This window comes from Aeromonas popoffii (genome assembly GCF_000820025.1).
GTDB lineage: Bacteria > Pseudomonadota > Gammaproteobacteria > Enterobacterales > Aeromonadaceae > Aeromonas > Aeromonas popoffii.
Map to the genome: position 1 here is coordinate 17,464 of NZ_CDBI01000059.1, position 24,936 is coordinate 42,399.

The following is a 24,936-nucleotide window of genomic DNA, read 5'->3' on the forward strand; positions in this document are numbered from 1 at the left end:
GGCGGGGGCGCTCGCCACCACCTTCACCGCCAGTCAGGGGCTGATGCTGATGCTGCCCAACATGTACAAGATCGCCGGGGAGTTGACCGCGGCTGTGTTCCATGTGGCGGCCCGCTCACTGGCGGCGCAGGGGCTGTCGATTTTTGGCGACCATCAGGATGTGATGGCGGCGCGCAGTACCGGCTTTGCCATGCTCGCTTCCGGCTCGGTGCAGGAGGCGCAGGATCTGGCGCTGGTTGCCCACAGTGTCACCCTGCAGTGCCGGGTGCCCTTCATCCACTTCTTCGACGGCTTTCGTACCTCCCACGAGGTGAACAAGATCACTGCCCTGCATCGGGATGAGATCCGGGCGCTGATCGACAACGACTGGGTACGGGCCCACAGGGCCCGGGCGCTCAACCCGGATCATCCGGTGATGCGCGGCACGGCCCAGAACCCGGACACCTATTTCCAGTCCCGCGAGAGCGTCAACCCCTTCTACGAAGCGGTGCCAGCGCGGGTGCAGCAGTGCATGGACAAGCTCGGCGAGCTGACGGGCCGCCACTACCGGCTGGTGGAGTACCACGGCGCAACCGATGCCACCGACGTCATAGTGCTGATGGGCTCGGGGGCGGCCACCGCCCGCACCACTGTGGATTGGCTCAACCGGCAGGATCGCAAGACCGGGGTCTTGGTTGTGCGCCTCTATCGCCCCTTCCCGGTACAGGCGCTGCTCGATGCCCTGCCCGTGAGCGTGCGCCGCATCGCTGTGCTGGATCGCACCAAGGAGCCGGGCGCAGGGGGCGAGCCGCTGCTGCTGGATGTGCAGAGCGCGCTGATCGACGGTTTGCAACGGGGGCTTATCAAGCGGCTGCCGTGGCTCAGCGGCGGCCGTTATGGCCTCTCTTCCAAAGAGTTCACCCCCGCCATGTGCGCGGCTGTGTTTGAGGAGCTGGCCTGTGATGCGCCGCGCCCGCGCTTTACCGTGGGGATTGTCGATGACGTGTCGGGCCTCAGTCTGGCCTGGCACCCCATCGGCGATCTGGAGCCCGCCAGCCGGGTGCGGGCCCTGTTTTTTGGCCTCGGCGCCGACGGCACGGTCGGTGCCAACAAGAACAGCATCAAGATCATCGGCGAGCTGGAGGGCTTCCACGCGCAGGGCTACTTCGTTTACGACTCCAAAAAGTCGGGCTCGCGCACCGTCTCCCACCTGCGTTTTGGCCCCGAGCCCATCGACGCCCCCTGGCTTATCGAGCAGGCGGGCTTTATCGGCTGCCACCAGTGGAGCTTCACCGAATCGGTGGACTTGCTGGAGCATGCCGCCGAAGGGGCGACCCTGCTGCTCAATGCCCCCTATGAGGCTGACAAGGTGTGGGGCCAGCTGCCCGAGCGGCTGCGCGCTCGCATTCGCGCCCTCAATATCCAGCTCTACTGCATCGATGGCGATCGGGTGGCCGAGCAAAACGGCATGGGCAATCGCATCAACACCATTATGCAGACCTGCTTCTTCGCGCTGTCCGGGGTGTTGCCACGGGATGAGGCCATTGCCCTTATCAAGGAGAGCATCGAGAAGAGCTATGCCCGCAAGGGGCCCGAGGTGGTGGCGCGCAACTTCGCCGCGGTGGACGATACCCTGGCTCACCTCTGCAAGGTGGCGATCCCGGCCGGTGACGAGCTGATCAGCGACTACCCCTTGCCACTGGCACCGGGTGGCAGCGAGTTTGTCCAGCGGGTCACTGGTGAGATGCTGGCGGGGCGCGGCGATCTCATTCCCGTCTCCATGCTGCCGGTGGATGGCACTTACCCCACTGCGACCAGCCGCTTCGAGAAGCGGGATATCGCCCGCGAGATCCCTATCTGGCACTCCGATATCTGCATCCAGTGCGGCAACTGTGTCTTTGTCTGCCCCCACGCGGCGCTGCGGGCCAAGTTCTACCATCAGGACTGGCTGGCGACCGCCCCCGAAGCGGCGCAGTCGGTGCCCGTCACCGCCAAGGGCTTCCCCGACAGCCGCTACACCTTGCAGCTCTATCCGGAGGATTGCACCGGCTGCGGCCAGTGCGTGCAGGCCTGTCCGGTGCGAGCCGGGGCTGATGAGGAACATGAAGGCACGCGCGCCATTACCATGCTGGACAAGGCGCCGCACCTGGCGGGCCAGAAACAGGCGCTGCGCTGGTTCGAGAGCCTGCCGTGGCCTGCCCGCGAGCGGGTGGACTTCTCCACGGTGCGCGGTGCCCAGTTCCTCGAACCCCTGTTCGAGTTCTCCGGCGCCTGCGCGGGTTGTGGCGAGACTCCGTATCTCAAGTTGCTGACCCAGCTGTTTGGCGATCGCATGCTGGTGGCCAACGCCACCGGCTGCTCCTCCATCTACGGCGGTAACCTGCCGACCACGCCGTGGGCCAAGAACGCGGAAGGGAAGGGGCCTGCCTGGTCGAACTCCCTGTTTGAGGACAACGCCGAGTTTGGCTTTGGTTTTCGTCTCACCGCTGATCAGCATCACGGTCAGGCGGTGGCCGCCCTCAAGGCGATGAAGGGGGAGCTGGGGGAGGCGCTGGTCGAGTCGCTGATCAGCGCCCCGCAGCGGCTGGAGTCGGAGATCCGCGCCCAGCGGGGCAGGGTGGCGCAGGTGCGTGAACGGCTGGAGGAGGTGAACTCGGGGCAAGCCCGCGAGCTGCTCTCCTTGATTGATCAGCTGGTACGCCGCTCGGTCTGGATCGTCGGCGGCGACGGCTGGGCCTATGACATCGGCTCGGCGGGGCTCGATCACGTGCTCGCCTCCGGGCGGGATGTGAACGTGCTGGTGATGGATACCGAGGTCTACTCCAACACCGGCGGCCAGATGTCGAAATCGACGCCGCTCGGTGCTGTCGCCAAGTTCGCGGCGGGGGGCAAGACGCTGGCCAAAAAGGATGTGGCGTTGCAGGCCATCTCCTATGGCAACGTCTATGTGGCCCGCATCGCTTTTGGTGCCAACCCGCAGCAGACGCTGCAAGCGCTGCGCGAAGCGGAGGCCTATCCTGGCCCGTCGCTTATCATCGCCTACAGTCACTGCATCGCCCACGGCATCGATATGGAGCTGGGGCTCACCCAGCAGAAACGGGCGGTGGACTCGGGCCACTGGCCGCTGCTGCGCTACAACCCGGTACTGCGCAGTTTGGGGCAGAACCCCTTTAGCCTCGACAGCCTGCGCCCCTCCATTCCGCTCGCCGAGTACAGGGCAGAGGAGAACCGCTACCGGGTACTTGCCCAGAGCCACCCGGAGGAGGCCGAGCGGCTGATGCAGGTGGCGCAAAAAGTGGCCTGGCAGAAGTGGGCCACCTACGAGGAGATGGCCACCCGCGAGGCCAGCCATTTCCATCCGCCGGTGTGAGGATGGGGTGGGTGAAATATAACCAAGCGGGCCAATGGCCCGCTTTTTCATGAGAAAAACTCTGATTATTTAAAGAGAAAAGTAATTATTCCATCCGTTTAAAGTATGACCTGTTTTTTGAAAAAAATCACATCGAAAGAAAATATTAGTGTGAAATAATAGAATTATTTATGGTTCCTGATGTCATTGCTCATTATATAGTGGTAGATTATTCTTCGATGTTGGTGATGATGAGAGTTCTAGAGCAACCTGAAGTGAAATTTAGCGATAGGATGATAAATGGAAAATGATGAAATGTTAGGAAGGTTAGTAGATAATGCTTTCGACTTTCTAAATAAAGCTGTCGTGGAATTAAACGATTATCCTAAATTTTCAGTTATTAATTTCCATGCAGCTGTTGAGTTGTTCCTGAAAGCTCGATTAATGAAAGAAGATTGGTCCTTGGTTGTCTCTCATAGACAAGAGCCTAACTGGAATAAATTTATATCTGGCAACTTTCAATCAGTATCACTTGATGATGCAGTCGATAGACTTGAAAAAATTGTGGGGAGTGGACTGACGAAGTCAGAATTTAAATCATTTAAAGAAATAACAAAGCACAGAAACAAAGTTGTACATTTTTACCATGAAGCCCACTCGGCTGCGGAAAATAGTGAACAAATAAGAAACATTGTTAAACAACAGCTGACTGCGTGGTATTACCTCCACAACATATTAACTGACCGCTGGAATGATGTTTTTTGTAAATGGAGCGAACCTCTATTAGAAGTAGATAAAAAACTACGTTCGTTACATACATTTCTACAGATTGTTTATGATCAAATTAAGCCTGATATAGAAAAAAGAAAACAAAATGGTGAACTGTATTCAGTTTGTCCATCTTGTGGTTTTGAAGCTCAAAATCATCAGGTGGAACTGGATGAAATATATGAGGCAAGCTGTTTGGTATGTAGTCTGACTGAGAATGCTCTAAAGATTTCATGCCCTTCTTGTTACAGTGAAGTGATTTTTATAAATGAAGGATTTGGTAATTGTAGTTGTTGTGGTGAAAGTTTTGAACCAGATAACTTGGCTGAAATACTGATGGATGAGGGTGCTGCATATGTAGCGATTAAAGATGGTGATTCATCGTGGGATTTAGGTAATTGTAGTAACTGTGATGGTTACCATACAGTGGTGAGAACAGAATCAGACGAGTATATCTGCACTAGTTGTTTCCTGACGCAAGAGCAGGTTGAGTATTGCCAATGGTGCAATGAACCCAATACGGGAGACATGGGAAATAGTTATTGGGCGGGATGTAGCCATTGTGACGGGAAAGCAGTATGGGATAACGATGAATAAAAAAATGCCGCCACCTTGGCGGCATTTGTCTATCTGCAAGCCAAAGCTTTCTTTTTGTGTCACGGCAGGTAAGCTGCGGGGCAAATAGCGTCAAGCAGTGGGAGGGGATCAACGCCTATCCGCTGACGATTTCTGCTGAGATGCCCGCTGTTGATAAAAATGAGCAGTGACCCATCCCCTGCGAGGGTCTGGTGATCTGCGTGCTGCCCAGCAAGACTAACGATGATCCGCAGGCGGTGGCGGCCTGATATGGCCTGCGCCGCGCCGTCGTGAGCGGGCGATAAAAAGCCCGGCTTTGAGCCGGGCTGGAGGGATAAATTGCTTATCCGGGTATTCGTCAAGGCGTCTAGTGTGGATGTTGTTTGAGGATGTCGTATATCTCCTCTTTCAGTTTGAGTTTCTGTTTTTTCAGATCCTTCACCTCGGAGCTGTAGTCGCTGGCGTGATGCTTTTCCAACTTTCTAATCTCCGCATCCAGGTCGTTGTGCAAGTCAAACTTCTTCTGGAAATGGACATCACTGCTCTTCAGTTTCGAGATGAGATCTCTGTACTCTGGGAACATGTAATGAAGCCTCCTTGGTTTCGTTTGATTGTGCCTTCAAAACAAAAGTACCCCTTCCCCCCACAGATAAATGTGATCCGGATCGAATTCGGGACCAATGATTTGCTGCATGGGGAGGGTGTTTTTTAACTCATTGAATCGCAAGCTGATAAGCGATTTGTAAGTAAGGCTCTGAGCTTAAAACTGGAATCTCGATCACAGTTGTGACGGTTTGATGACGGCGGCGGGCTGGCAAGCGGGCAGCAAGAAGGGGCGCGGGGCCCCTTCTTGCGAACAGGTGTGGCGTTTACTCTTTTTTCTTTTTCTTCTCGGGCAGCGGCTTGCCATCGCGGGCGATCACCTTGCCCACTTCAAAGCCTATCTGCGCCGCCAGCTCTTCCAGATCCGGCGCCTTGGCTTCATCGCCGATGGCGTACTGATAGTTGGCTATGGTGATCTTCTCGGCCACAGGGGTGCCCGGCACTATGGGCTCACGCCAGCCCTGGCCGACATGCGCCACCAGGGTGCCGTTCATGATGAGCTCGCCAACGATTTCCTGGGTAGGGATGCCTTGGCCGTAGGAGAGACCCTGCGGGTGCTTTTTGCCGACCAGCGGCTCTGTGCTGACAGGCATCAACTTGGTGCGGATCAGCCACTTGGGATCCTTGGTCTTGCCGAGCGCTTTGCCGGTCTGGTATTCGTTGATCTTGATGGTCTTGATCATCTGGGCTGTAAAATCTTTGGTTAGCGCCTTCTGGGCTTCGCTCGTCTCGTCGATGGCAATGGGCGCCACATACCAGATTTTGGAGGCCTGCGCCTTGGGGGCTGCGGGCGCGGTTTGTGCCATGGCCAACGGGCTGAGCAGGATGGCTGCCAACAAGAGTCCGATTTTCTTCATTGTGATTCCGCTTTTGTTTCAACAAGAATTTTGTTTTGCCAGCGACGACTGCGCCAGCGCCAGAACATGGCCAGACCGCGCACCCACTCATCGCAGGCGAGCGCCAACCAGATGCCGACCAGTCCATAACCCTGCATGATACCAAGGAAATAGGCGAGCGGAACGGCAATCCCCCACATGGAGACGAGCGCCATGTAGAGCGGGAAACGGGCATCCCCGGTGGCACGCAGGGCGTTGATCACCACCAGATTGAAGGTGCGGCCCGGTTCGAGGATGAGGCTGATGAGAAACAGCTGGGCCACCTGGGTGATGATGTCCGGATCATCGGTGAACAGGCTGATGATGGCGCGGCCATTGAGGGCGGCGGCGATGGCGATCAGGGTCGTGACGATGAGGCCGAGTTTGAGGCTCTTCATCAGCTGGTTATAGGCCTGTTCGAAGCGGCGTGCCCCCGCCAGATGGCCGATGATGATCTCGTTACCCAGGCCGATGGAGAGGCCGAACAGCAGGATGAACAGGCAGATCTGGAAGAAGTAGGACTGGGTCGCCAGCGCCTTGTCGCCGAGCAGGCCGACGAAGGCGGTGACCACCATGAACTGCAGCATCCAGGAGAGGTTCTCCCCCGCGGCTGGCAGGCCTATGTGCAGTACCTTGTCCAGCATGACCTTGCTGGGGCGGACAATCTCGGGTAGACGCAAGCGGATGCCGGTCTTGCGCGCCACCAGCCACACCAGCAGTACCACGCCGACGATGCGACCTGCCACTGTGCTGATGGCGACCCCGGCCACTCCCAGCTGGGGCAGGCCAAACCAGCCGTAGAGCAGCAGCAGGTTGCCGACGAAGGTGATGAGGTTGACGATCAGGGTCACGTACATGGCCTGACGGGTATGGCCGTGGGCGCGCAGGGTGGCGGCCAGACAGAGGGCCGCCGCCTCCGGCAGCAGGCACAGGCCGATGATCTGCAGATAAAGAGTGGCATCGCCCATCAGGTGGGCGGGCAGGTTCATCAGGGAGAGCATGGTGCTGGCGCCAGCGAGCACGCCGACCGCAGCCACCAGCCCCACCAGCAGGTTGAAGCCGATGGCGGTGTGGATGACGATGCGCGCCTTTTCCCGATCGCCAGCTCCCAGATACTGGGTGATCACCACACTGGTGCCTATGCTGACGAAGCTGAACAAGGTGATGGCCAGATCGAACACCTGGTTGCCGACCGCCAGTGCCGCCACGCCCTGATAGGAGACGTGGCCCACCATGAAGGTGTTGAGGGCCCCGGTCAGAAAGTGCAGGGCGAGATCGATAAACAGCGGCCAGGTCAGGGAGAAGAGAGTGCCCGGGCCCGCGTGGGATTGAGTTTGCATGGGGTGTCCAAATACGGGTGATGGCCCTCGTCAGCGCCATCTGGACGGGCATTTAACACCAAGAGTCCGCAGGGTGCAATCCTGCCCTGAGAGGAGCGTGCGCCAGACCCTCCCGGGGAGAGTCTGGCGACCGATCAGGCCGGGGTGGCGCCTGCTTCCTGCTCAGAGGGGAGGGTGAGCCGCGCCGAGTCCGGCAGCGCATCATCCTGGGGCCAGTGGGAGAGAATGGCGTCCGTGGTGCTCTCCACCACGGCATCATCCTTGAACACAGGCTCCCGGTAGCAGCGGGTCATGCGCAGCGCCTGATAGATGTCGGGGCAGAGGATGACGCCCTCGTCGCCCACGCGGATCCCGGCCTGTTTGAGCCACTGGCTCATCTGGCCGTGACGACCGGCCATTACCATCTTGATGCCGCGCCGTTTCAGGTCCTTGTGCAGCTCCCCGATCATGCTCATCACGCTGATGTCCTGATGGGTGAAAGAGGCCACCGCATCCACCACCAGGCATTTGGGGTTGTGGGGATCCTGCACCAGCAGCGCCAGCACCCGCCGCTTGAAGTAGGGGGCGTTGAAGTAGGTGAGCGGCGAGTTGAAGCGATAGACCAGGATGCCGGGAATGGCCTTGACCTGCTCGTTGTCCCTCAGGGTGCGTACCACCCCCTTGTCATCCATGCCGAGCAACTGGTCGGTGGGGCGCATCACGTTACGTAGGAACTGGAACAGACCCAGCAGCACGGCGAGGGTGATCCCCGGGATCACCCCCATGGCCAGCACGCTGACAAAGGAGATCAGCGCCAGCCAGAAGGCGGCCCTGTCGGAGTAGCGCAGGGCCCACAGGCCGCGAAAATCGGTGAGCGAGAGCGACGCCATCACCAGCACAACACCGAGGGCGGCCGTGGGTATGTATTGCAGTGGCGCCGTCAGGTAGAAGGTGACCAGCGCGATGGCGGCGGCGGCGATGATGGAGACCAGCTGACTCTTGCCGCCGTTAGCGTCGTTGACCGCGGTGCGCGAACCCGCCCCGCTGATGGCAAAGCCCTGGGAGGCGGCCGCCGCCAGGTTGGCCAGGCCGAGAGCCCGAAATTCCTTGTCCGCATCAATCTCGTAGCCGTTCTTGGCGGCAAAACTGCGGGCGGTGAGCATCATGGAGACGAAGCTCACCATGGCAAGGTTGAGCGCCGGCAGCACCAGCTCGCGCATCAGGCCCGGGGGAAAGTCCGGCAACTGGAAGATGGGCATACCCGAGCCGATGGCACCGAGAGTAGCGATGCCGAACTGGTCTAGATTGAGCCCCCACACCAGGGCTGCCGTTACCACCATGGCCACCATGGAGGAGGGCCAGGCCGGTTTGTAGCGCTTGGCCAACAGCAGGGTGAGTAAGGTGGTCAGGCTCATGGCCATGGTCGGCAGATGGGTCTGGGTAATATAGCTGGCACCGCCCGCGATCTGCTCTATGAGGTTGCGATCGCTGAAGGTGAAGCCGAAGATCTTGGAGAACTGACCCACTATGATGGTGATGGCCACGCCGTTGAGCAGCCCCATCAGGATGGGGCGGGAGAGAAAGTCCGCCAGCACCCCCAGCTTGAAGCGGCTGGCGATGAGACACCATAAACCTGTCATGGCGGTCATTGTCATCACCAGTTGCCAGTGGCGGGTGGCATCACCGGCGGCGAGCGGGGTGACCACAGCGGCGATCACGGCGCAGGTGGCGGCATCCGGTCCGACGATAAGCTGGCGGGAAGTGCCAAACAGGGCGTAGACCAGCATGGGTAAGATGCAGGAGTAGAGGCCGACCAGGGGGCCCACACCGGCGAGTTCGGCATAGGCGATGGCCACGGGCAGCGCCACGGCTGCGACCGACAGGCCAGCGCGCACATCCGGTATCAGCCAGGCCCGCTGGTATTGCAGCAGGGTGGCGAGGCCCGGTAGCCAGCGTTCGAGTGAGAAGAAGTCGCGCATTATTTAACCCATTGAGTTACAAACTGCTTTTCCCTAGTGTGCCCAAGCTTGTCGAAACATTGCAATCAGGTTATGGCCAGTTCACCACCAAGTCAGGCCAGAGGGTCTGCCACTGTTTTTCCTGGATGCGTTGCACAAACACCTGACTATCCTGCTTGCACCTCGGGTTGGGGCTTACCTGCAACGACCAGTGGTGGGCAAAGCCATAGGGGGCTAGCCACTCGAACGCGCCGTCTGGCAGCAATCTGACCCCGATGCAGGTGGGCACCTCCACCCAGTGGCTGAGGGCCTCCAGGCTACTGGTAAAGGGGGGAACCCGCTGGCGTTGGTGCATACGGGCCTGATTGCGGACTTCCCAGCGTTGGCCCGGCACTCTGGTGGCCAGCCAGGCCTCATGATCTGCTTCGTTCAGCCCTTGCGGATCACCGCGATCCAGATAGATAAGATCGATATCGTTGAGCGGGGTAGGCACCGATTTACAGTGCAGATGATCCCAGATGAGATTGCGGATAAAGCCGGCCCCCAGCGCCCAGTCGGGCAGCGCCAGCTCGGCGGCGGCGTGCAGGCAGGCCATGCGCTGGTCATCGGCCCGCAGCAGGGTTTCGGTCTGCGCTTGCAGGTGGGCCTCTTGCGCGCTTTGGCGATCTTGCGCGTCTTGCGTACCCTGACGCGTCTGGGTGTCAACCTGCATTGCGGCGCAGCCAGACATCTATGTAGCTGCAACTGGGCACTATGGTGAGCCCCTCCGCCTGGGTCCAACGATAGAAGGTGCGTGCCAGCTGATCGGCGATGCCCTGTACCCTGAGCTCAGGCGGGACGAAGGTGCTGTAGGCATCAATGGTCTTGGCATCGAGCCGCCGGTAACGCAGCCTGGACTCCTTGCCGTCCACCACGCAGATGAATTGTTGCTGGTTGGCCTGATGAATGATCTCGCTCATGCTTGCTCCTCGATACGGGGAATGGGGTTATCTGACCACGTTGGCAGCCCTTTGCCAACTGCGCGGGCTCGCTTACACTGCGAGCCCGACCGGGTGCATACCCGCTAGCCAAGGTATAGAACAGTTAACAGAGGATGGATCCCGTTATGGCCTTCGCCACACTGGAAGATCTGATTGGCAATACCCCCCTGCTGGCGCTGCGCCGCATCAATCCCTGGCCCGATGTCACCCTGCTGGTGAAGCTGGAGGGCAACAATCCCGCCGGTTCGGTCAAGGACAGGCCGGCGCTGAACCTCATCAAGAGCGCCGAAGCGAGCGGTCGCTTGCAGCCGGGGGCCCGGCTCATCGAGGCGACTTCCGGCAACACAGGTATCGCCTTGGCCATGGTGGCGGCGGCGCGGGGCTACCGGATGCGGCTCATCATGCCGCGCACCATGAGCCAGGAGCGACGCGATGCCATGCAGGCCTATGGGGCCGAGCTGGTGCTGGTGGAGGACGGCATGGAAGCCGCGCGGGATCTGGCGCTGGCCATGCAGGCACGGGGTGAGGGGCTGGTGCTCGATCAGTTCAACAACCCGGCCAACCCGGATGCCCACTATCAATCGACCGGCCCCGAGATCTGGCGCCAGAGCGAGGGGGCAGTCACTCACTTCGTCTCGGCCATGGGCACCACTGGCACCATAATGGGTGTTTCCCGTTATTTGAAGGAGCAGAACCCGGCGGTACAGGTGATTGGCCTGCAACCGGCACAGGGGAGCCAGATCCCGGGGATCCGCCGCTGGCCCGCCGCCTATCAGCCCGCCATTTTCGAGCCACAAAGGGTCGATCGGGTGCTGGACGTGACGCAAGAGGAGGCGCTGGTCATGATGCGCCGGTTGGCGCGGGAGGAGGGGATCTGCTGCGGGGTCAGCTCGGGCGGCGCCGTGGCCGGTGCCCTGCGGGTGGCGGCAGAGATCAAGCGGGGGGTGGTGGTGGTCATCCTCTGTGATCGGGGGGACCGTTACCTCTCCACCGGGGTCTTTACGCCGGATCCGGCAGAGATGCGCTGAGTACGCCAGCCAGTAACGTGATATTTATCAGAGGCTTGCTGGCGAACTATTCGATCTGCCCTTTGTCACAATCAACACCTTTACAAGGTTGAATCCCTTTGTCTGCTGTCTGCTGTCTGCTGTCTGCTGTCTGCTACCCGGCGCCCCCTCGTCACCGATGCCACCAGGAGCGGTAAGAGGCCATCCGCCGCAATAAGGAGTCCATCTGGCGCGAGAAGACGGCGGAGGGAAAGGACAACCATGGTGCCGGTGCCACCATCGGTGCGTAGCCAGCGGCCCCGCCTGGCGGGGCCAAGCCAGCCGGGTTATTCCCAGGCCAGCTCCAGCAGGCCGAGCAGCTGAGTCCGGTCGGCATCCTTGCGGTTGTAGAGCAGGGCACCGTCGTTGATGGCGAGATCCCGGATCTCGGACAGCAGGGCCTTGTCGGTGACGCCGGCTTCGCGCAGGGTGCGCGGCAGCTTCACCGCTTGCCACAGGGTATCGCGCAAGCTGCACAGGGCCTGGATGCTGGCCTGTGCCCGCTCTGCAACCGGGGTTGCTGCAAAGCGCTCGGCGCCGACCAGGGGCAGCAGCAGGCGAGCCAGTTCCTCATCTATGCCCGGCCGGTTGTAGTTGAGCACGGTAGGCAAGAAGAGATTCATGCACAGACCGTGGGGCAGGTGGCAGCGGGCCCCCAGACTATGACCGAGGGCGTGCACCAGCCCCACCATGGAGTTGGAAAAGGCCATGCCAGCCAGGGTGGATCCTTCCGCCAGTTGCAGCCGCAGGCGCTTGTCCTGCGGATGTTGCAGCACCTGGGGCAGGGCGCTGGCGATTTTCTCCACCGCCATCAGGGCAAGGGCGTCGCTGACCGGGTTCTTGGCGTTGCCGATGAAGGCCTCGATGGCGTGGGTCATGGCATCCATGGCGGTGGCTGCTGTGATGTTGAGGGGCAAGCCCTGGGTGAGGCGCGGATCCAGCACCGCCAGCTGGGGCAGCAGGAAGGGGGAGGTAAAGGGCACCTTGCGCCCGCTCGCCTCATCCTTGATCACCGCCACCAGCGTCACCTCGGATCCTGTGCCCGCCGTGGTCGGCACCACTGCCAGCGGCTGCAGGGGGCGAGTCAGGCAGCCTGCGCCAGCGTAATCCAGCAGCCGATCCCCGCCCATGGAGGCGAGGATATTGACTGCTTTGGCGGTGTCGATGACGGAGCCGCCCCCCAGCGCTACCAGGCTGTCACATTTGAGCTCCCGATAACGGGCTGCGATCCGTTCCACCACGGCGGTGGAGGAGTCGGCCGGGATCTCGTCCCAGATGTCAGCGACCGGCAACTCTCCCTCGGCCAGCACATTGGCCAGCAGGGTGGCGAGTCCGGTGGCGCTGACCCCCTTGTCGGTGAGCAGTAGTGGACGGCGCGCGCCCAATCCGGCCAGCTCGCTGGCGAGCTGCTCCAGTGCCTGTTCACCCGCCATCAGTTTGACCGGGCAGAAAAAATCGTAATAGCGGCTCATTTCAAGGCTCCTTGCGCATTAGCCGGTCACCAGACCCAGATAGATGTTGCAGGCCCGGCCAAGTTTGTTGGTCGGGGCAGGATAGTGGCGCAGCAGGGGCCGCGCGATAAAGGCGGGCAGGATCAGGGACTGCAACTGCTCAAGCCCCCGCACCAGATGCATGGCGACGGTCAGGTCCCCCTCCACCAGCAAGCGGTTTTCGCTGAACGCCTGATTGACCCCGAGCCGAAAGCTGAGGGCGCGAAAGGCGATGCCCTGATGCTTGAAACGCACTCGCAGGGGGTGAAAATCGCCGCTGGCATGGGGCTGTGTGCCGCACTGCCAGTTGCCCGCTGCCTTATGGATGATCAGCGCCTGGGTGAGGCCCGCCACCTCCAGTCGTATGGTGAGGCCGTCGGGCAGAGGGGCGAGCTCTTGTCGCACCGCCTCATCGACCCGGGCGGCGCGGCAGAGGGTACGCCCTATGACCCAGAGCAGAGTGGCTATCCAGAGGCGGCGGCCAAGGGCGGCCGCAGATTCAAACATCCGTGTTTGCATGGGGATTGGCTCCTGAGATGGCTGACCAGAAGAGGGCGAAGGCACTGGCTTGCCAGTAGTCGTCCTGTCCCAGCGCCGGCTGATCGACAAACAGTGATGCGCAGGCGAGAAACTGGCCCTGACACACCTCCAGCAACAGTGGGGCGGGAGCCTGCATCAGCTCGCCGCTTGCCTGCCCCTTTGCCAGCAGGGCGGGCAGAAAGCGCAGGGCATCGTTCAAGATCTGGCTACGGGCCGGTCTGGCCAGCAGGGGGGAGTGAAAGAAGCCCAGTACGAATTTGAGTTCGTTGGGGTGTGCCTGCATCCACCCCATCGCCAGCTGCCAGTAGTGGTGGGTCTGCTCGCGCAGGGGAAGAGCGGGGTCGGCTTCGCTGATGGCTGCCCCCATCCGCTGCTTGATGTCCTGATAGAGCTGGAGGATCAGCGCCTCCTTACTCGGAAAATGGTGAAACAAGGTGCCGTTGGCCACCCCTGCCGCCTTGGCGATGCGGGCGGTGGCGGCCCCCTGCAAACCGTCCTCGGCGCACAGGGCGAGGGCGGCATCCAGGATCTGGCGGCGCTTGTCGGTCATGGTTTTTTGCATGCAGGGCTCCGGCGCACGTCAGCGCAAAAACAGCGCCATCATCAGCCGCTGGTGCCAGCGCCGATAAGGGGGATGAACCAGGGAGCCTGTGCTGAACCTGCCACGGCTCAACACGGTTTTCGCCTTGGAGAAGGTGAGAAAGCCTTCGTGGCCGTGGTAGTGGCCCATGCCGGAGGCGCCGATGCCGCCAAATGGCACGTCATCGGCTGCCACCTGGAACAGACTCTCGTTGATGGCCATGCCGCCTGAGTGGGTCTCCCGGGTCACCCTGGCCTGCAGTGCCGGATCCAGGCTCATCAGATAGAAGGCGAGGGGGCGCGGGCGGGCGGCTATGTAGGCGAGCGCCTCGTCCAGGCTGTCGTAGGGCACCAAGGGTAACAGGGGGCCGAAGATCTCCTGCTGCATCAGCTGGCAGTGGTTGGGCACCTCGGTCAGCAAGTGGGGTATCAGCCGGTGAGCGACGTCGTCCCGGGCCGGGTTACCGCAGGGGTGCACTTGCGCACCTGCCTGTTCGGCCTCGGCCAGCCAGCCGGCGAGTCGTTCATACTGGCGCGCATTGATGATGGAGCCGTAATCCGGGCTTCCCAGCCCTTGGGGATAGAGGCGAGCGAAGTGGTTGCGGTAGGCCTCGATAAAGGCGTGTTCCTGGCCCCGTGGCAGCAGCACATAGTCGGGGGCCACGCAGATCTGGCCGGCGTTGAGGCTCTTGCCGAAGATCATCCGCTCCACCGCGAGCGTTATGGGCATGTCAGGGGCGATGAGGCAGGGACTCTTGCCACCGAGCTCCAGGGTGATCGGGGTGAGCTGGGGCGCCGCGGCAGCCATTACCAGCTTGCCCACCGCGGTCGAACCGGTGAACAGTAGGTGATCGAACGGGAGTGCACTGAACGCGGCGGCCATCTGGGCATCACCCTCGACCACGGTGACCTCATTCTCATCAAACACCTGGTCCAGCAAGGTGCGCAGCACGGCGTTGGTGTGAGGGGTGAATTCGGAGAGTTTGAGCATGGCCCGGTTGCCGGCGGCGATGGCGCTGATGAGGGGGCCCAGGCTCAGCATCACGGGGAAGTTCCACGGCACTATGATGCCGACTACCCCGAGTGGTTGATAGAACACCTCGACCCTGGCCGGGGCCAGCAGCAGTCCCGTGTGGCGGCGGTGCGGGCGCATCCAGCGCTTGATCCGCCGCTGGGTGTAGTTGATCTGCATGACGCAGGGGAGTATGTCGGCGATCAAGCTGTCGTAGTCGCTACGCTGGCCATAATCCAGGGCCAGGGCGTCACACAGCGGCTGCTTGTGGGCCAGCAGGGCGCGTTTGAGCTGGCTCAAATGGGCTCTGCGCTCGCTCAGACCTGGCATGGGATTGGCCTGGCAAGCTTGTCTGAGCCTGTCCAGCTTGCCTGGTAGCGACAGCTTGTCTGTGGTGTTCTCCTGCAACTGAACCGCTTCCATGGCATACCTCGTGCGTTAATTGACCGACTGATTGGTCGGTCTAAATCTAGCGGCTTATTAATCGGCTGTAAAGTTTTGCCATCTGGCTTAGCATAGGGTCGCGGATGACTCACCTGTGAACTGTGCGACCCACCACAGTTTCGAGATTTGGTGGTTGGTGACTTATCCAATTAGGGGTAGTTTTTGGCCATCAACCTACAAGGAATGAGCGACATGACCAAGGAACTGAACAGCTTGTTGGCCCGGCTTGATGATGTGGTTGAGCGGATGCCGGATTGTTTCAACACCTATGAATTTGCCCAGAAGCTGGCATTGCAACACCAGCGCGAGTTCTTTGCCGCAGGTCACTCCCTGGCCGAGCAGGAGGGGCGCCTGCTACAGGTGCTGCATCAGAAGATTGCCGAGGCGCTTGCCAGTAGCGATGTGGTGATCGAGGGGGCCTTGTTGCCGTGCGTCACCCCCTGGGGCGATAAAGCCACCTCGCCGCGCTGGCATCGCAAGCGCTGAGCACAGAAACAAGCATTGAGAAGGGCCCGTGACGGGCCCTTCTCAATGCTTGTGGCGGCGTGGCTCATTGCGTCAGGCGGCGAGCCTGCCAGTAGCGGCTGTTCCAGTAGACATTATCGAGGCGCGAGCGGATCACCCCCTTGCTGGTGGAGGCGTGGATAAACTCCCCGGCCCCTGTATAGACGCCGACATGGTATTGCTGCCAGCCGGTCTTGAAAAAGACCAAATCCCCGTGCTGCAACCGGTAGCGATCGACCGGCGTGCCCAGGCTAGCCTGGGATTCAGTGGTTCTGGGCAGGTTGAAGCCGAGCACCTGCTGATAGGCAAGCTGGGTGAAGGCGGAGCAGTCGAGCCCGGCCCTGCTGGATCCGCCCATGCGATAGGGCACGCCGCGCCATTGCTGGTAGAAGCCGTCGAAGGCACTGCTCTGACGTGGTGGTGGAGGTGGAGGTGGTGGTTCGGGCGTGCTGGAACAGGCGGCCAGCAACAGGGCCAGCAGGGGCAGCAGTAACTTGCAATGCATGGGGGCTCCTTCGATCAGGTGACCCGCTCATCATAAACGGGGTTTGGGGCTCGAACATAGCCTTGCTGGCAATCAACAGCACCTGAGCATCCAGCAAGGACATAGACCGAGTGAGGTTATGTTATCGATAGTATTCATATTTAATAATATCTGGCGATTATCTGGAATGAGCATTTCAATATTAAAGTAATTATTCCATTTAAATATAAGTGGTTTTATGGTTAATATTGTTGATGTTACAGTGTGACATGTGTTACGTTTGAGTATCAGAGTGATTTGTTATGATAAAATGGTATTACAGCTGGTAGCGAGACATGTCACGCCCGTCATCCATATGATGGCAGAAAACGAAATATATCTGAGTTTATTTCCGCCGTCGGTTCACTGGGCAATATGCAACCTGTGGCGGGCGTTGGCTGACAATATCACCAGACAGAGGAGGGGCTCCCTATGATATTTATCTCATAGCCCTGAGTGTTTCCTCGCGGCAGAATGCCCAAGGCATCAGGCTCTCGCTTCATCGTTCAGGCCGATGAAAAGGGAAAACAGGTGTCGCCCGTATCAAAAATGGGCAGCGCTATGATAGCGCGACAACCGGGTAATAGCATCGGCGAGCGCCGAATATTCTATCTTAGAGCGTATCGTAGTCCTTGTTTTGTCATATGAAAGACCCACCATAAACACGTTGTTCATTCACGGTGATAAAATGGTTGGCACTGATCGGCAAGCAAGCAGAATTACGCCGTAATATAACCATCAACAATAGGGTTGTGTTGTTTCGCCTCATGATGGAAATAGTCTGGCGTGATTCGACATGGAGTTCACAATGAAAAATAAAAAACCACGCACATTCATTACCCGGGTTCCCACTCTCAGTTTGCTCGCCCTGGCTTTGCTGGCAGGCAGCGTGCAGGCCGAAGACATAGGCGAGCGTACCGATCAGGGCACCACCATGCTGGCCAGCCTGCAATCGGAGCAGGGACTTGTCTACTTCAACGCCAGCATCTGGCTGGATGAGCAGCAAGCCACCAGGGGGCTGACCCCTGAGCAGCTGCGCGAACGCGTGCTGGTGCAGGGGGATCGCGTCTTTATCGATTTCAGTGCCATCACGGATAAGGACGAGCGGCAACAGGCCAGAAAGGCCATGGCTCGGCTGACCGGTATCTCGTTCGATGCGGACTGGGTGCTGGTTTCCGCCTACAAGGGGGCGCTGCTGTTTACCCCGTTGGGGGGCGTCGATGACCCGGCCTTCTATCAGGTGATGGAGCGGGTCGAGAGTCTTGCCAGGCGGGACCAACGCTCCCTGATCAAGCCGGCCGCCGCCGATGCCGGCTTGCCACATGTGGCCTTCTACCTCAACGTCAATCGCAAGATCACCGCTGCCGAGTGTACCTTCCCGCGTTCGCGCACCTGGGGTCGGGGGGATCGATTGTTCTGTGACTCGCCGAACATCTCGCTGGTTTATCGGGTGAATCTGGAGCGTTCCCTGCAATTTGGCAACACGGGCTCTGCCACGCCGGATGCCAAGATAGTGCGGATCTCGCTGGATGAGCAGTCGGCCGGTGCCGGCATCCAGCTCAACGAAGAGCTGACTTGGAGCGAGAACGTTGTCGATTACGCCGTGCTCGACGGCTGGCTGTGGGACTATGCCACCGATGCCATCGCCCAGGACTACCGTTTCACCATCGAAGCCTCCAACCGCAAGGCGGCCGTGCTCAAGAGCTTGCCCACCAACCTCAACAGCAAGTATGAGCATCGCGAGATCTCCGGCTTCGAGGTGGGGGTCAGCGGCGGTGGCGAGGTGAACAAGGATGGGCCCAAGGTCAAGCTGGATGCCTCGGCCAAGTTCAGCCAGCAGCGCCATCTCGCCTACAACACCCAGGACTATCGGGTCGAACGTTCGGCCCCCAGCGCCCAGAAGGTGAGTTTCAGCTGGGTGCGGGAGCAATATGCCACCGCGGAGTCTCTGCTCTCTTCCCAGACGGCCGGCGTCTGGGATATGAAGTACCCTGTGGATCACAGCCGCATCAAGCCGCTCAGCTACAAGGGCTTCGTGCCGAATCTGGACGTCATCTACATGGCGGGACCCAACGAGCAGGGTAGCACCACGTTCACGATTGATTCTTCGGTCAACATCCGCCCCATCTACACCGGCATCTACCAGCATTACTACGTGGTGGGAGCGCATGCCTCCTTTCACGGCTTCGAAGATGAGGACAAGCGTAGACGGGTGGCTGACTCCACCCGCTTCACGGTGGATTGGAACCACCCGGTGTTTACCGGCGGTCGCCCGGTCAACCTGCAGCTGGGGGGCGTTGACAACAGTTGCCTGAGCACCAATGCCCAGCAAGGCGTGAGCGCCGTAACGTGTAGCGAGACCTCGACCGACCAGTCCTTCATCTATGACCAGTACGGCCGCTATGTCAGTGCGCGGGATACCGACTACTGCCTGGATGCTAACAACCTGGACCAGTTGCAGCGCTGCAGCCTGAGTCTGGGACAACGCTGGGAGTGGAAACCGGGGAGTGATCAGCTGAGCAACCTGCGCGCCCATCAGCTGCTGGGGCACAACAAGCAGACGGGGGAGCTGGCGCTCTATGACGAGAATGGCCAGCCTGGTGACGTCAGCCTGCGTACCCTGACCGCCTACACCCGGATCTTCGGGTCGCCAATCGGAAACTGATTGAGTGTTGGTGTCTTGACCAATAAAAATGCCGGCAACTTACCGGCGTTTTCATGGAGGTCAGCCGAGAGGCAGGCCTTGGGTTCGATCAGCGGGGTGAGCAGCTCGGCCAGCTTGTAGAAGGTCTCTACCCGGGTGGTGCCGAGCCCGGCACCGACCAACAGCAGTAACTTGCTATGCATGGGGGCTCTTTTGACCAGGTGATCCGCTCATCATAAGCGGGGTTTGGGGCTCGAACATAGCCTTGCTGGCAATCAACAGCACTTAAGGATCCAGCAAGGACATAGACCGAGTGAGGTTATATTATCGATAGTATTCATATTTAATAATATCTGGCGATTATCTGGAATGAGCATTTCAATATTAACGTAATTATTCCATTTAAATATAAATGTTTTTATAATTAACATTGCCGATGCCACAGTGTGATCTGTGTCACGTTTGAGTATCAAGATGGTTTGTTATGATAAAATGGTATTACAGCTAGTAGCGAGACATGTCACGCCCGTCATCCATATGATGGCAGAAAACGAAATATATTTTCGTTTATTTCCGTCATCGGTTCACTGAGAATATTCAGTCTGTGGCGGGCGTTGGCTGACAATATAATATCGCCAGACAGAGGAGGGTCGCCCCATGATATTGATCTCATAGCCCTGAGTGTTTCCTCGCGGCAGAATGCGCAAGGCATCAGGCTCCCGCTTCATCGTTCAGGCCGATGAACAGAGACGCGAGGCTAAAAACAGGTGTCGCCCACATCAAAAAGGGGCAGCGCTATGACAGCGCGACAACCGTGTAATAGTATCGGCGATCGCCGAATATTCCACCCTAGACTGTATCGTAGTCCTTGTTTTGCCATATGAAAGACCTACCATGAACATCTGCTAATTCACGGCGATAAAAATGGTTGGCATTGATCGGCAAGCAAGCAGAATAACGCCGAAATATAGCCATCAACAATAGGGCTGTGCTGTTTCGCCTCATGATGGAAATAGTCTGGCGTGCTTCGACATGGAGTTAACAATGAAAAATAAAAAACCACGCAAATTCATTACTCGGGTTCCCACTCTCAGTTTGCTCACCCTGGCTTTGCTGGCAGGCAGCGTACAGGCCGAAGACATAGGCGAGCGTACCGATCAGGGCATCACCATGCTGGCCAGCCTGCAATCGGAGCAGGGACTTGTCTACTTCAATGCCAGCATCTGGCTGGATGAGCAGCAAGCCACCAAGGGGCTGACCCCTGAGCAGCTGCACGAACGCGTGCTGGTGCAGGGTGAGCGCGTCTTCATCGATTTCAGCGCCATCACGGATAAGGACGAGCGGCAACAGGCCAAAAAAGCCATGGAGCGGCTGACCGGTATTTCGTTCGATGCCGACTGGGTGCTGGTCTCAGCTTACAAGGGAGCGCTGCTGTTTACCCCGTTGGGGGGAGTCGATGATCCGGCCTTCTATCAGGTGATGGAGCGGGTCGAGAGTCTTGCCAAGCGAGGCAAACGCTCCCTGATCCAGCCAGCCGCCGCTGACGCCAGCTTGCCTCACGTGGCCTTCTATCTCAACGTCAACCGCCCGATCAGCAACGCCGAGTGCACCTTCCCGCGCTCGATCAAGTGGGACAAGGGTAACAAGGTGTTCTGCGATTCGGCTAACATCTCGCTGGTCTACCGGGTCAATCTGATGCGCTCCCTGCAATTTGGCACCACGGGTGCCGCCACGCCGGACGCCAAGTTGGTGCGGATCTCGCTGGATGAGGAGTCGGCCGGTGCTGGCATTCAGCTCAACAACGAGCTCTCCTGGTCAGGTAACTCGGGGTTCCCGCTGTGGGGCTGGGTGATGGACTGGGCCACCGATGCCATCGCCCAGGACTACAATTTCACCATCGCAGCCTCCAACACCAAGGCGTCTGTGCTCAAGAGCCTGCCCAACAACCTCAACACCAATTATGATAATCGTGAGATCTCCGGCTTCGAGGTGGGGGTGACCGGCGGGGGCGAGGTGAACAAGGATGGGCCCAAGGTCAAGCTGGATGCCTCGGCCAAGTTCAGCCAGCAGCGCCAGCTCGCCTATAACACCCAGGACTACCGGGTCGAGCGCTCGGCGCCAAACGCCCAGAAGGTGAGTTTCAGCTGGGTGCGGGAGCAGTACGCGAGCGCGGACTCCCTGCTCGTCACCAAGCAGAGCCTCCCCACTGACCTCAAGTACTACGTGGATCACCGCCGTATCAAGCCGCTCAGCTACAAGGGGTTCGTGCCGAATCTGGACGTCATCTACAAGGCGAAACCGGACGAGACGGGCACCACCGTGTTTAACATTGACTCCTCGGTCAACATCCGTCCCATCTACACCGGTGCCGTTCAGACCACGGTCATGTGGATCCCGGTTCGTATCGACTACCAGGGCTTTGAGGAAACCGACAAGCGCAGACGGGTGACTGCATCCGAACGTTTCACGGTGGACTGGAACCACCCGGTGTTTACCGGCGGTCGCCCGGTCAATCTGCAGCTGGGGGGCGTTGATAACCGTTGCCTGAGCGCCAATGCCCAGCAAGGCGTGAGCGCCGTGATGTGTAACGAGACCTCGACCGACCAGTCTTTCATCTATGACCAGTACGGTCGTTATGTCAGTGCGCGGGATACCGGCTACTGCCTGGATGCCAACAACCTCCGTGTGTTGCAGTCCTGCAGCCTGAGCCAGGGACAACGCTGGACGTGGAAGTCGGGGAGCGATCTGCTGAGCAACGAGTACGCCAATAAGCTGCTGGGTCACAACAAGCAGACGGGGGCGCTGGCGCTCTATGACGAGAATGGCCTGCCTGGTGACGTCAGCCTGCGTACCCTGACCAACTACACCCGGGTCTTTTCCTTCGAAAAGTAAACCGGCAAGTGATTGAGTGTTCGTATCTTGACCAATAAAAGCGCCGGCAACTTGCCGGCGTTTTCATGGGGGTCAGCCGAGAGTCAGGCCTTGGGTTCGATCAGCGGGGTGAGCAGCTCGGCCAGCTTGTAGAAGGTCTGTACCCGGGTGGTGCTGGGACGCCACACCAGGCCTATCTCTCGGTACGGCGTCTCGCCCGGCAGGGGAATGGCCACCAAATCCGTGTTGTCGAGGATACCGGCATCGATGGCCATCTGCGGCAGGAAGGTGGTGCCGAGCCCGGCGCCGACCATTTGCACCAGGGTGTGCAGGCTGGTGGCGGCGAACGGGTTGATCTTGCTCTTGTCCTGCAACCGGCAGGCGCTCACCGCATGCTCGGTGAGGCAGTGCTCCCGCTCCAGCAGGAAGATGCTCTGGTTGGGCAGCTCCTTGTAATCGAACGGGGTGTGCAGAGCGGCCGCCATGCTGGCGGGCATCACCATGTGGAAGGGATCCTGGCCGACCGTCTTGCAGTGGAAGCCACCGATCTCAACCGGCAGCGCCAGGATCAGCAAGTCGAGTTGCCCCTGCTCCAGCTGCTTGAGCAGGTTGGTGGTGGTGTCTTCACGCAGCAACAATTCCAGCTCAGGATAGCTCTTGCCACATACCTGCAGCAGCTTGCTGAGCAGGAAGGGCGCTATGGTGGGGATGCAGCCGAGCCGCACCGTGCCATGCATGACCCCGCCCTGATGCTGGCCTAGCTCCATCAGATCCCGTGCATCTGAGAGCAAATTGCGAGCGCGCTCGACGATTTCCATGCCGACCGGGGTCATAATGAAGCTCTTGTGGTCCCGCTCCACCAGTTGCAGGTCCATCATATCTTCCAGCGTCTGGATCCCGGTACTGAGGGTGGACTGGCTGACGTGACAGGCCTTGGCGGCACGGTTGAAGTTCTTGTGCTCGTCGAGAGCGACCAGATATTGCAGCTGTTTCAGGCTGGGCCAACGTTGCATAGGAAAACCCGATTAATGCTATCTATTTAATTTGATTTAACTAATCTACCACCGGGTCTATAGTTTGTCGCTTCAATTAGACGGACTTGGCTCTAGGTAGCCCAATCCTGACAGGATTGTTCACTTCACATAAAGAGGAATTGAATATGGTATTGGTAGGCCGTCCCGCACCTGATTTTACCGCTGCAGCTGTTCTGGGTAATGGTGAGATTGTTGACACTTTCACCCTGTCATCCCACATCAAAGGCAAGGCAGCCGTCCTGTTTTTCTATCCGCTCGATTTCACCTTCGTCTGCCCGTCCGAGCTGATTGCCTTCGATCACCGTTATGAAGAGTTCCAGAAGCGTGGCGTGGAAGTGATCGGTGTTTCTATCGATTCCCAGTTCTCCCACAACGCATGGCGCAACACCAAAGTGGAAGAGGGTGGTATCGGTCAGGTCAAGTACCCGCTGATCGCCGACGTGAAACACGACATCTGCAAAGCCTATGACGTTGAGCATCCGGAAGCCGGCGTTGCTTTCCGTGGTTCCTTCCTGATCGACAAGAACGGTGTTGTGCGTCATCAGGTCGTCAACGATCTGCCGCTGGGCCGCAATATCGACGAGATGCTGCGCATGGTCGATGCCCTGCAATTCCACGAAGAGCACGGCGAAGTCTGCCCGGCTCAGTGGGAAAAAGGCAAAAAAGGCATGACCGCCTCTCCGGATGGCGTTGCCAAGTATCTGTCCGAGAACGCAGCGTCCCTGTAATAACGCCTGCGTACTGGATACTGAAAAACCGATGCCAAGGCATCGGTTTTTTTATCTCTTTTTTTTGCGTCGGTGCTCGTTACCTGGCCGAATGTCAGCCATAAAAAAGCGCGCCCACAGGCGCGCTGTTGCGAGTCAGGCCGTCAGGCTATTCGTCGAAGATACCGAAGTGATCCTTGGCGAAGTTGACCCGCTGCTCCACGTTCATCTTGACCTGGCCCAGCTTCTCTATGGTCTTGAGATTGGGCACCAGGCCGCGACCGTTGGCGATCTGGATGGCGAGGCCCGGTCGGGCGTTGAGCTCCAGCAGCATGGGGCCACGGAACTTGTCCAGCACCATGTCGGTGCCTATGTAGCCAAGGCCCGACATTTCGTAACAGGAGGCCGCCAGGGTTAGCAGTGTGTCCCAGTGGGGCACCTTGAGTTCATACAGATCGAGGCCAGTATCCGGGTGATGACGCAGCGGATTGCCAAACTGCACCGCCCGCAGTGCCCGGCCAGTGCGCAGGCACAGGCCCACGCCCACGGCGCCCTGGTGCAGGTTCGCCTTGCCGTCGGAGGCGGCGGTGGAGAGGCGCATCATGGCCATCACGGGGAAGCCCTTGAAGATGATCACCCGCGCATCGGGCACCCCTTCGAATGAGTAGCCATCGAAGACATCGTCGAAGTTGATGAGGCCCTCCACCAGCGCCACGTCGGGCTTGCCGCCCAACGAATAGAGACCAGCCAGTATGTTGGAAACATGGCGCTCCAGATCCTGACCGTTGCTGGCGCTACCGTTGGGTTTGTAGAAGAGACCATCTTGCTGACGCAGGATCACCAGGATCCCTTTACCGCCCGAACCGCGAGCCGGCTTGATGCAGAAACCCGGCCAATCCTTGACCAGCGTGGTGATGCGGGTCACGTCGTGCTGGGCGCGGATGGTCCCGATCAGTTCCGGCACAGTCACCCCCGCATCCAGTGCGATGCGCTTGGTCTGCAGCTTGTCATCCACCAGGGGATAGAGGCTGCGCGGGTTGTAGCGGCTGATGTAGGAGTGGTTACGCTTGTTCATGCCGAGGATGCCTGCCTGGGACAGGCTCCACGGGGTGGTGTATTTTTCCCAGAACCACAT

Annotated in this window: 21 protein-coding genes; 7 read left to right on the plus strand and 14 right to left on the minus strand. The window is 59.3% G+C overall.

Features of this window, described 5'->3' with window-relative positions:
• Nucleotides 1-3,349 (plus strand): pyruvate:ferredoxin (flavodoxin) oxidoreductase (gene nifJ / locus BN1129_RS12155; RefSeq protein ID WP_244463056.1); only part of this gene is annotated, 3,349 nt, incomplete at its 5' end.
• A gap of 279 nt (nt 3,350-3,628) precedes the next feature.
• Nucleotides 3,629-4,693 (plus strand): hypothetical protein, encoded by a 1,065-nt coding sequence (locus BN1129_RS23380; RefSeq protein WP_157013371.1) that lies wholly within the window; start codon nt 3,629-3,631, stop codon nt 4,691-4,693.
• 346 nt (nt 4,694-5,039) lie between these two features.
• On the opposite strand, the gene BN1129_RS12160 is transcribed toward BN1129_RS23380, so the two are convergent.
• The 6 genes from BN1129_RS12160 to BN1129_RS12185 form a co-directional block, all read right to left on the minus strand.
• Nucleotides 5,040-5,255, minus strand: a complete 216-nt coding sequence (locus BN1129_RS12160) for an HP1242/YdcH family protein (protein ID WP_005313020.1) — start codon at nt 5,253-5,255, stop codon at nt 5,040-5,042.
• Between the two features lie 286 nt (nt 5,256-5,541).
• On the minus strand, nt 5,542-6,132 hold the full coding sequence (locus tag BN1129_RS12165; protein WP_042036849.1) for a hypothetical protein: 591 nt from the start codon (nt 6,130-6,132) through the stop codon (nt 5,542-5,544).
• Complete coding sequence (locus BN1129_RS12170) at nt 6,129-7,490, minus strand: MATE family efflux transporter (protein WP_042036853.1); 1,362 nt, start codon at nt 7,488-7,490, stop codon at nt 6,129-6,131. Before BN1129_RS12170 ends, BN1129_RS12165 begins: the two co-directional genes overlap by 4 nt.
• Before the next feature lie 134 nt (nt 7,491-7,624).
• Nucleotides 7,625-9,448: a SulP family inorganic anion transporter gene (locus tag BN1129_RS12175; protein ID WP_042036854.1), complete on the minus strand. Its 1,824-nt coding sequence runs from the start codon at nt 9,446-9,448 to the stop codon at nt 7,625-7,627.
• 70 nt (nt 9,449-9,518) lie between these two features.
• Nucleotides 9,519-10,139, minus strand: a complete 621-nt coding sequence (locus BN1129_RS12180; RefSeq protein ID WP_042036855.1) for a nucleotidyltransferase family protein — start codon at nt 10,137-10,139, stop codon at nt 9,519-9,521.
• The gene (locus BN1129_RS12185; protein ID WP_042036857.1) at nt 10,129-10,386 is read right to left on the minus strand and encodes a GNAT family N-acetyltransferase; all 258 of its coding nucleotides are present in this window, start codon (nt 10,384-10,386) and stop codon (nt 10,129-10,131) included. Before BN1129_RS12185 ends, BN1129_RS12180 begins: the two co-directional genes overlap by 11 nt.
• Nucleotides 10,387-10,520: 134 nt before the next feature.
• Between BN1129_RS12185 and cysM the strand changes: the two genes are divergently transcribed.
• Nucleotides 10,521-11,435, plus strand: coding sequence for a cysteine synthase CysM (gene cysM, locus BN1129_RS12190; protein WP_042036860.1), 915 nt, complete (start codon nt 10,521-10,523; stop codon nt 11,433-11,435).
• A 305-nt stretch (nt 11,436-11,740) separates the two neighbouring features.
• Here cysM and BN1129_RS12195 read toward each other — a convergent pair whose 3' ends face one another.
• The 4 genes from BN1129_RS12195 to BN1129_RS12210 are packed head-to-tail and all read right to left on the minus strand — an operon-like array spanning nt 11,741 to nt 15,497.
• A complete protein-coding gene (locus BN1129_RS12195) occupies nt 11,741-12,925 on the minus strand; it encodes an iron-containing alcohol dehydrogenase (RefSeq protein WP_042036862.1) in 1,185 nt (394 codons plus the stop codon).
• Nucleotides 12,926-12,943: 18 nt separating this feature from the next.
• Nucleotides 12,944-13,462, minus strand: a complete 519-nt coding sequence (locus BN1129_RS12200) for a hypothetical protein (RefSeq protein ID WP_042036863.1) — start codon at nt 13,460-13,462, stop codon at nt 12,944-12,946.
• Nucleotides 13,443-14,045: a TetR/AcrR family transcriptional regulator gene (locus BN1129_RS12205; protein WP_042036864.1), complete on the minus strand. Its 603-nt coding sequence runs from the start codon at nt 14,043-14,045 to the stop codon at nt 13,443-13,445. The genes BN1129_RS12200 and BN1129_RS12205 overlap by 20 nt, the downstream gene beginning before the upstream one ends.
• An 18-nt stretch (nt 14,046-14,063) precedes the next feature.
• Nucleotides 14,064-15,497 carry a coniferyl aldehyde dehydrogenase gene (locus BN1129_RS12210; RefSeq protein WP_042036866.1) on the minus strand — a complete coding sequence of 478 codons (1,434 nt, stop codon included), beginning with the start codon at nt 15,495-15,497 and terminating at the stop codon, nt 14,064-14,066.
• A gap of 213 nt (nt 15,498-15,710) precedes the next feature.
• Between BN1129_RS12210 and BN1129_RS12215 the strand changes: the two genes are divergently transcribed.
• Nucleotides 15,711-16,004, plus strand: coding sequence for a hypothetical protein (locus BN1129_RS12215; RefSeq protein WP_042036868.1), 294 nt, complete (start codon nt 15,711-15,713; stop codon nt 16,002-16,004).
• 64 nt (nt 16,005-16,068) lie between these two features.
• On the opposite strand, the gene BN1129_RS12220 is transcribed toward BN1129_RS12215, so the two are convergent.
• Nucleotides 16,069-16,527, minus strand: coding sequence for a C40 family peptidase (locus tag BN1129_RS12220; protein WP_042036870.1), 459 nt, complete (start codon nt 16,525-16,527; stop codon nt 16,069-16,071).
• Nucleotides 16,528-17,353: 826 nt separating this feature from the next.
• Between BN1129_RS12220 and BN1129_RS12225 the strand changes: the two genes are divergently transcribed.
• A complete protein-coding gene (locus BN1129_RS12225; RefSeq protein WP_042036871.1) occupies nt 17,354-19,210 on the plus strand; it encodes a leukocidin family pore-forming toxin in 1,857 nt (618 codons plus the stop codon).
• Here BN1129_RS12225 and BN1129_RS12230 read toward each other — a convergent pair.
• Nucleotides 19,174-19,392: a hypothetical protein gene (locus tag BN1129_RS12230; protein WP_042036873.1), complete on the minus strand. Its 219-nt coding sequence runs from the start codon at nt 19,390-19,392 to the stop codon at nt 19,174-19,176. The genes BN1129_RS12225 and BN1129_RS12230 overlap by 37 nt on opposite strands.
• Nucleotides 19,393-20,233: 841 nt before the next feature.
• Between BN1129_RS12230 and BN1129_RS12235 the strand changes: the two genes are divergently transcribed.
• The gene (locus BN1129_RS12235) at nt 20,234-22,081 is read left to right on the plus strand and encodes a leukocidin family pore-forming toxin (protein ID WP_042036875.1); all 1,848 of its coding nucleotides are present in this window, start codon (nt 20,234-20,236) and stop codon (nt 22,079-22,081) included.
• Nucleotides 22,082-22,164: 83 nt separating this feature from the next.
• Here BN1129_RS12235 and BN1129_RS12240 read toward each other — a convergent pair whose 3' ends face one another.
• Nucleotides 22,165-23,073, minus strand: a complete 909-nt coding sequence (locus BN1129_RS12240; RefSeq protein WP_042036876.1) for a hydrogen peroxide-inducible genes activator — start codon at nt 23,071-23,073, stop codon at nt 22,165-22,167.
• Between the two features lie 146 nt (nt 23,074-23,219).
• On the opposite strand from BN1129_RS12240, the gene BN1129_RS12245 reads away from it, so the two are divergent.
• A complete protein-coding gene (locus BN1129_RS12245; protein WP_042036877.1) occupies nt 23,220-23,822 on the plus strand; it encodes a peroxiredoxin C in 603 nt (200 codons plus the stop codon).
• 148 nt (nt 23,823-23,970) lie between these two features.
• Here BN1129_RS12245 and BN1129_RS12250 read toward each other — a convergent pair whose 3' ends face one another.
• On the minus strand, nt 23,971-24,936 hold the full coding sequence (locus tag BN1129_RS12250; RefSeq protein WP_042036878.1) for an alpha-L-glutamate ligase-like protein: 966 nt from the start codon (nt 24,934-24,936) through the stop codon (nt 23,971-23,973).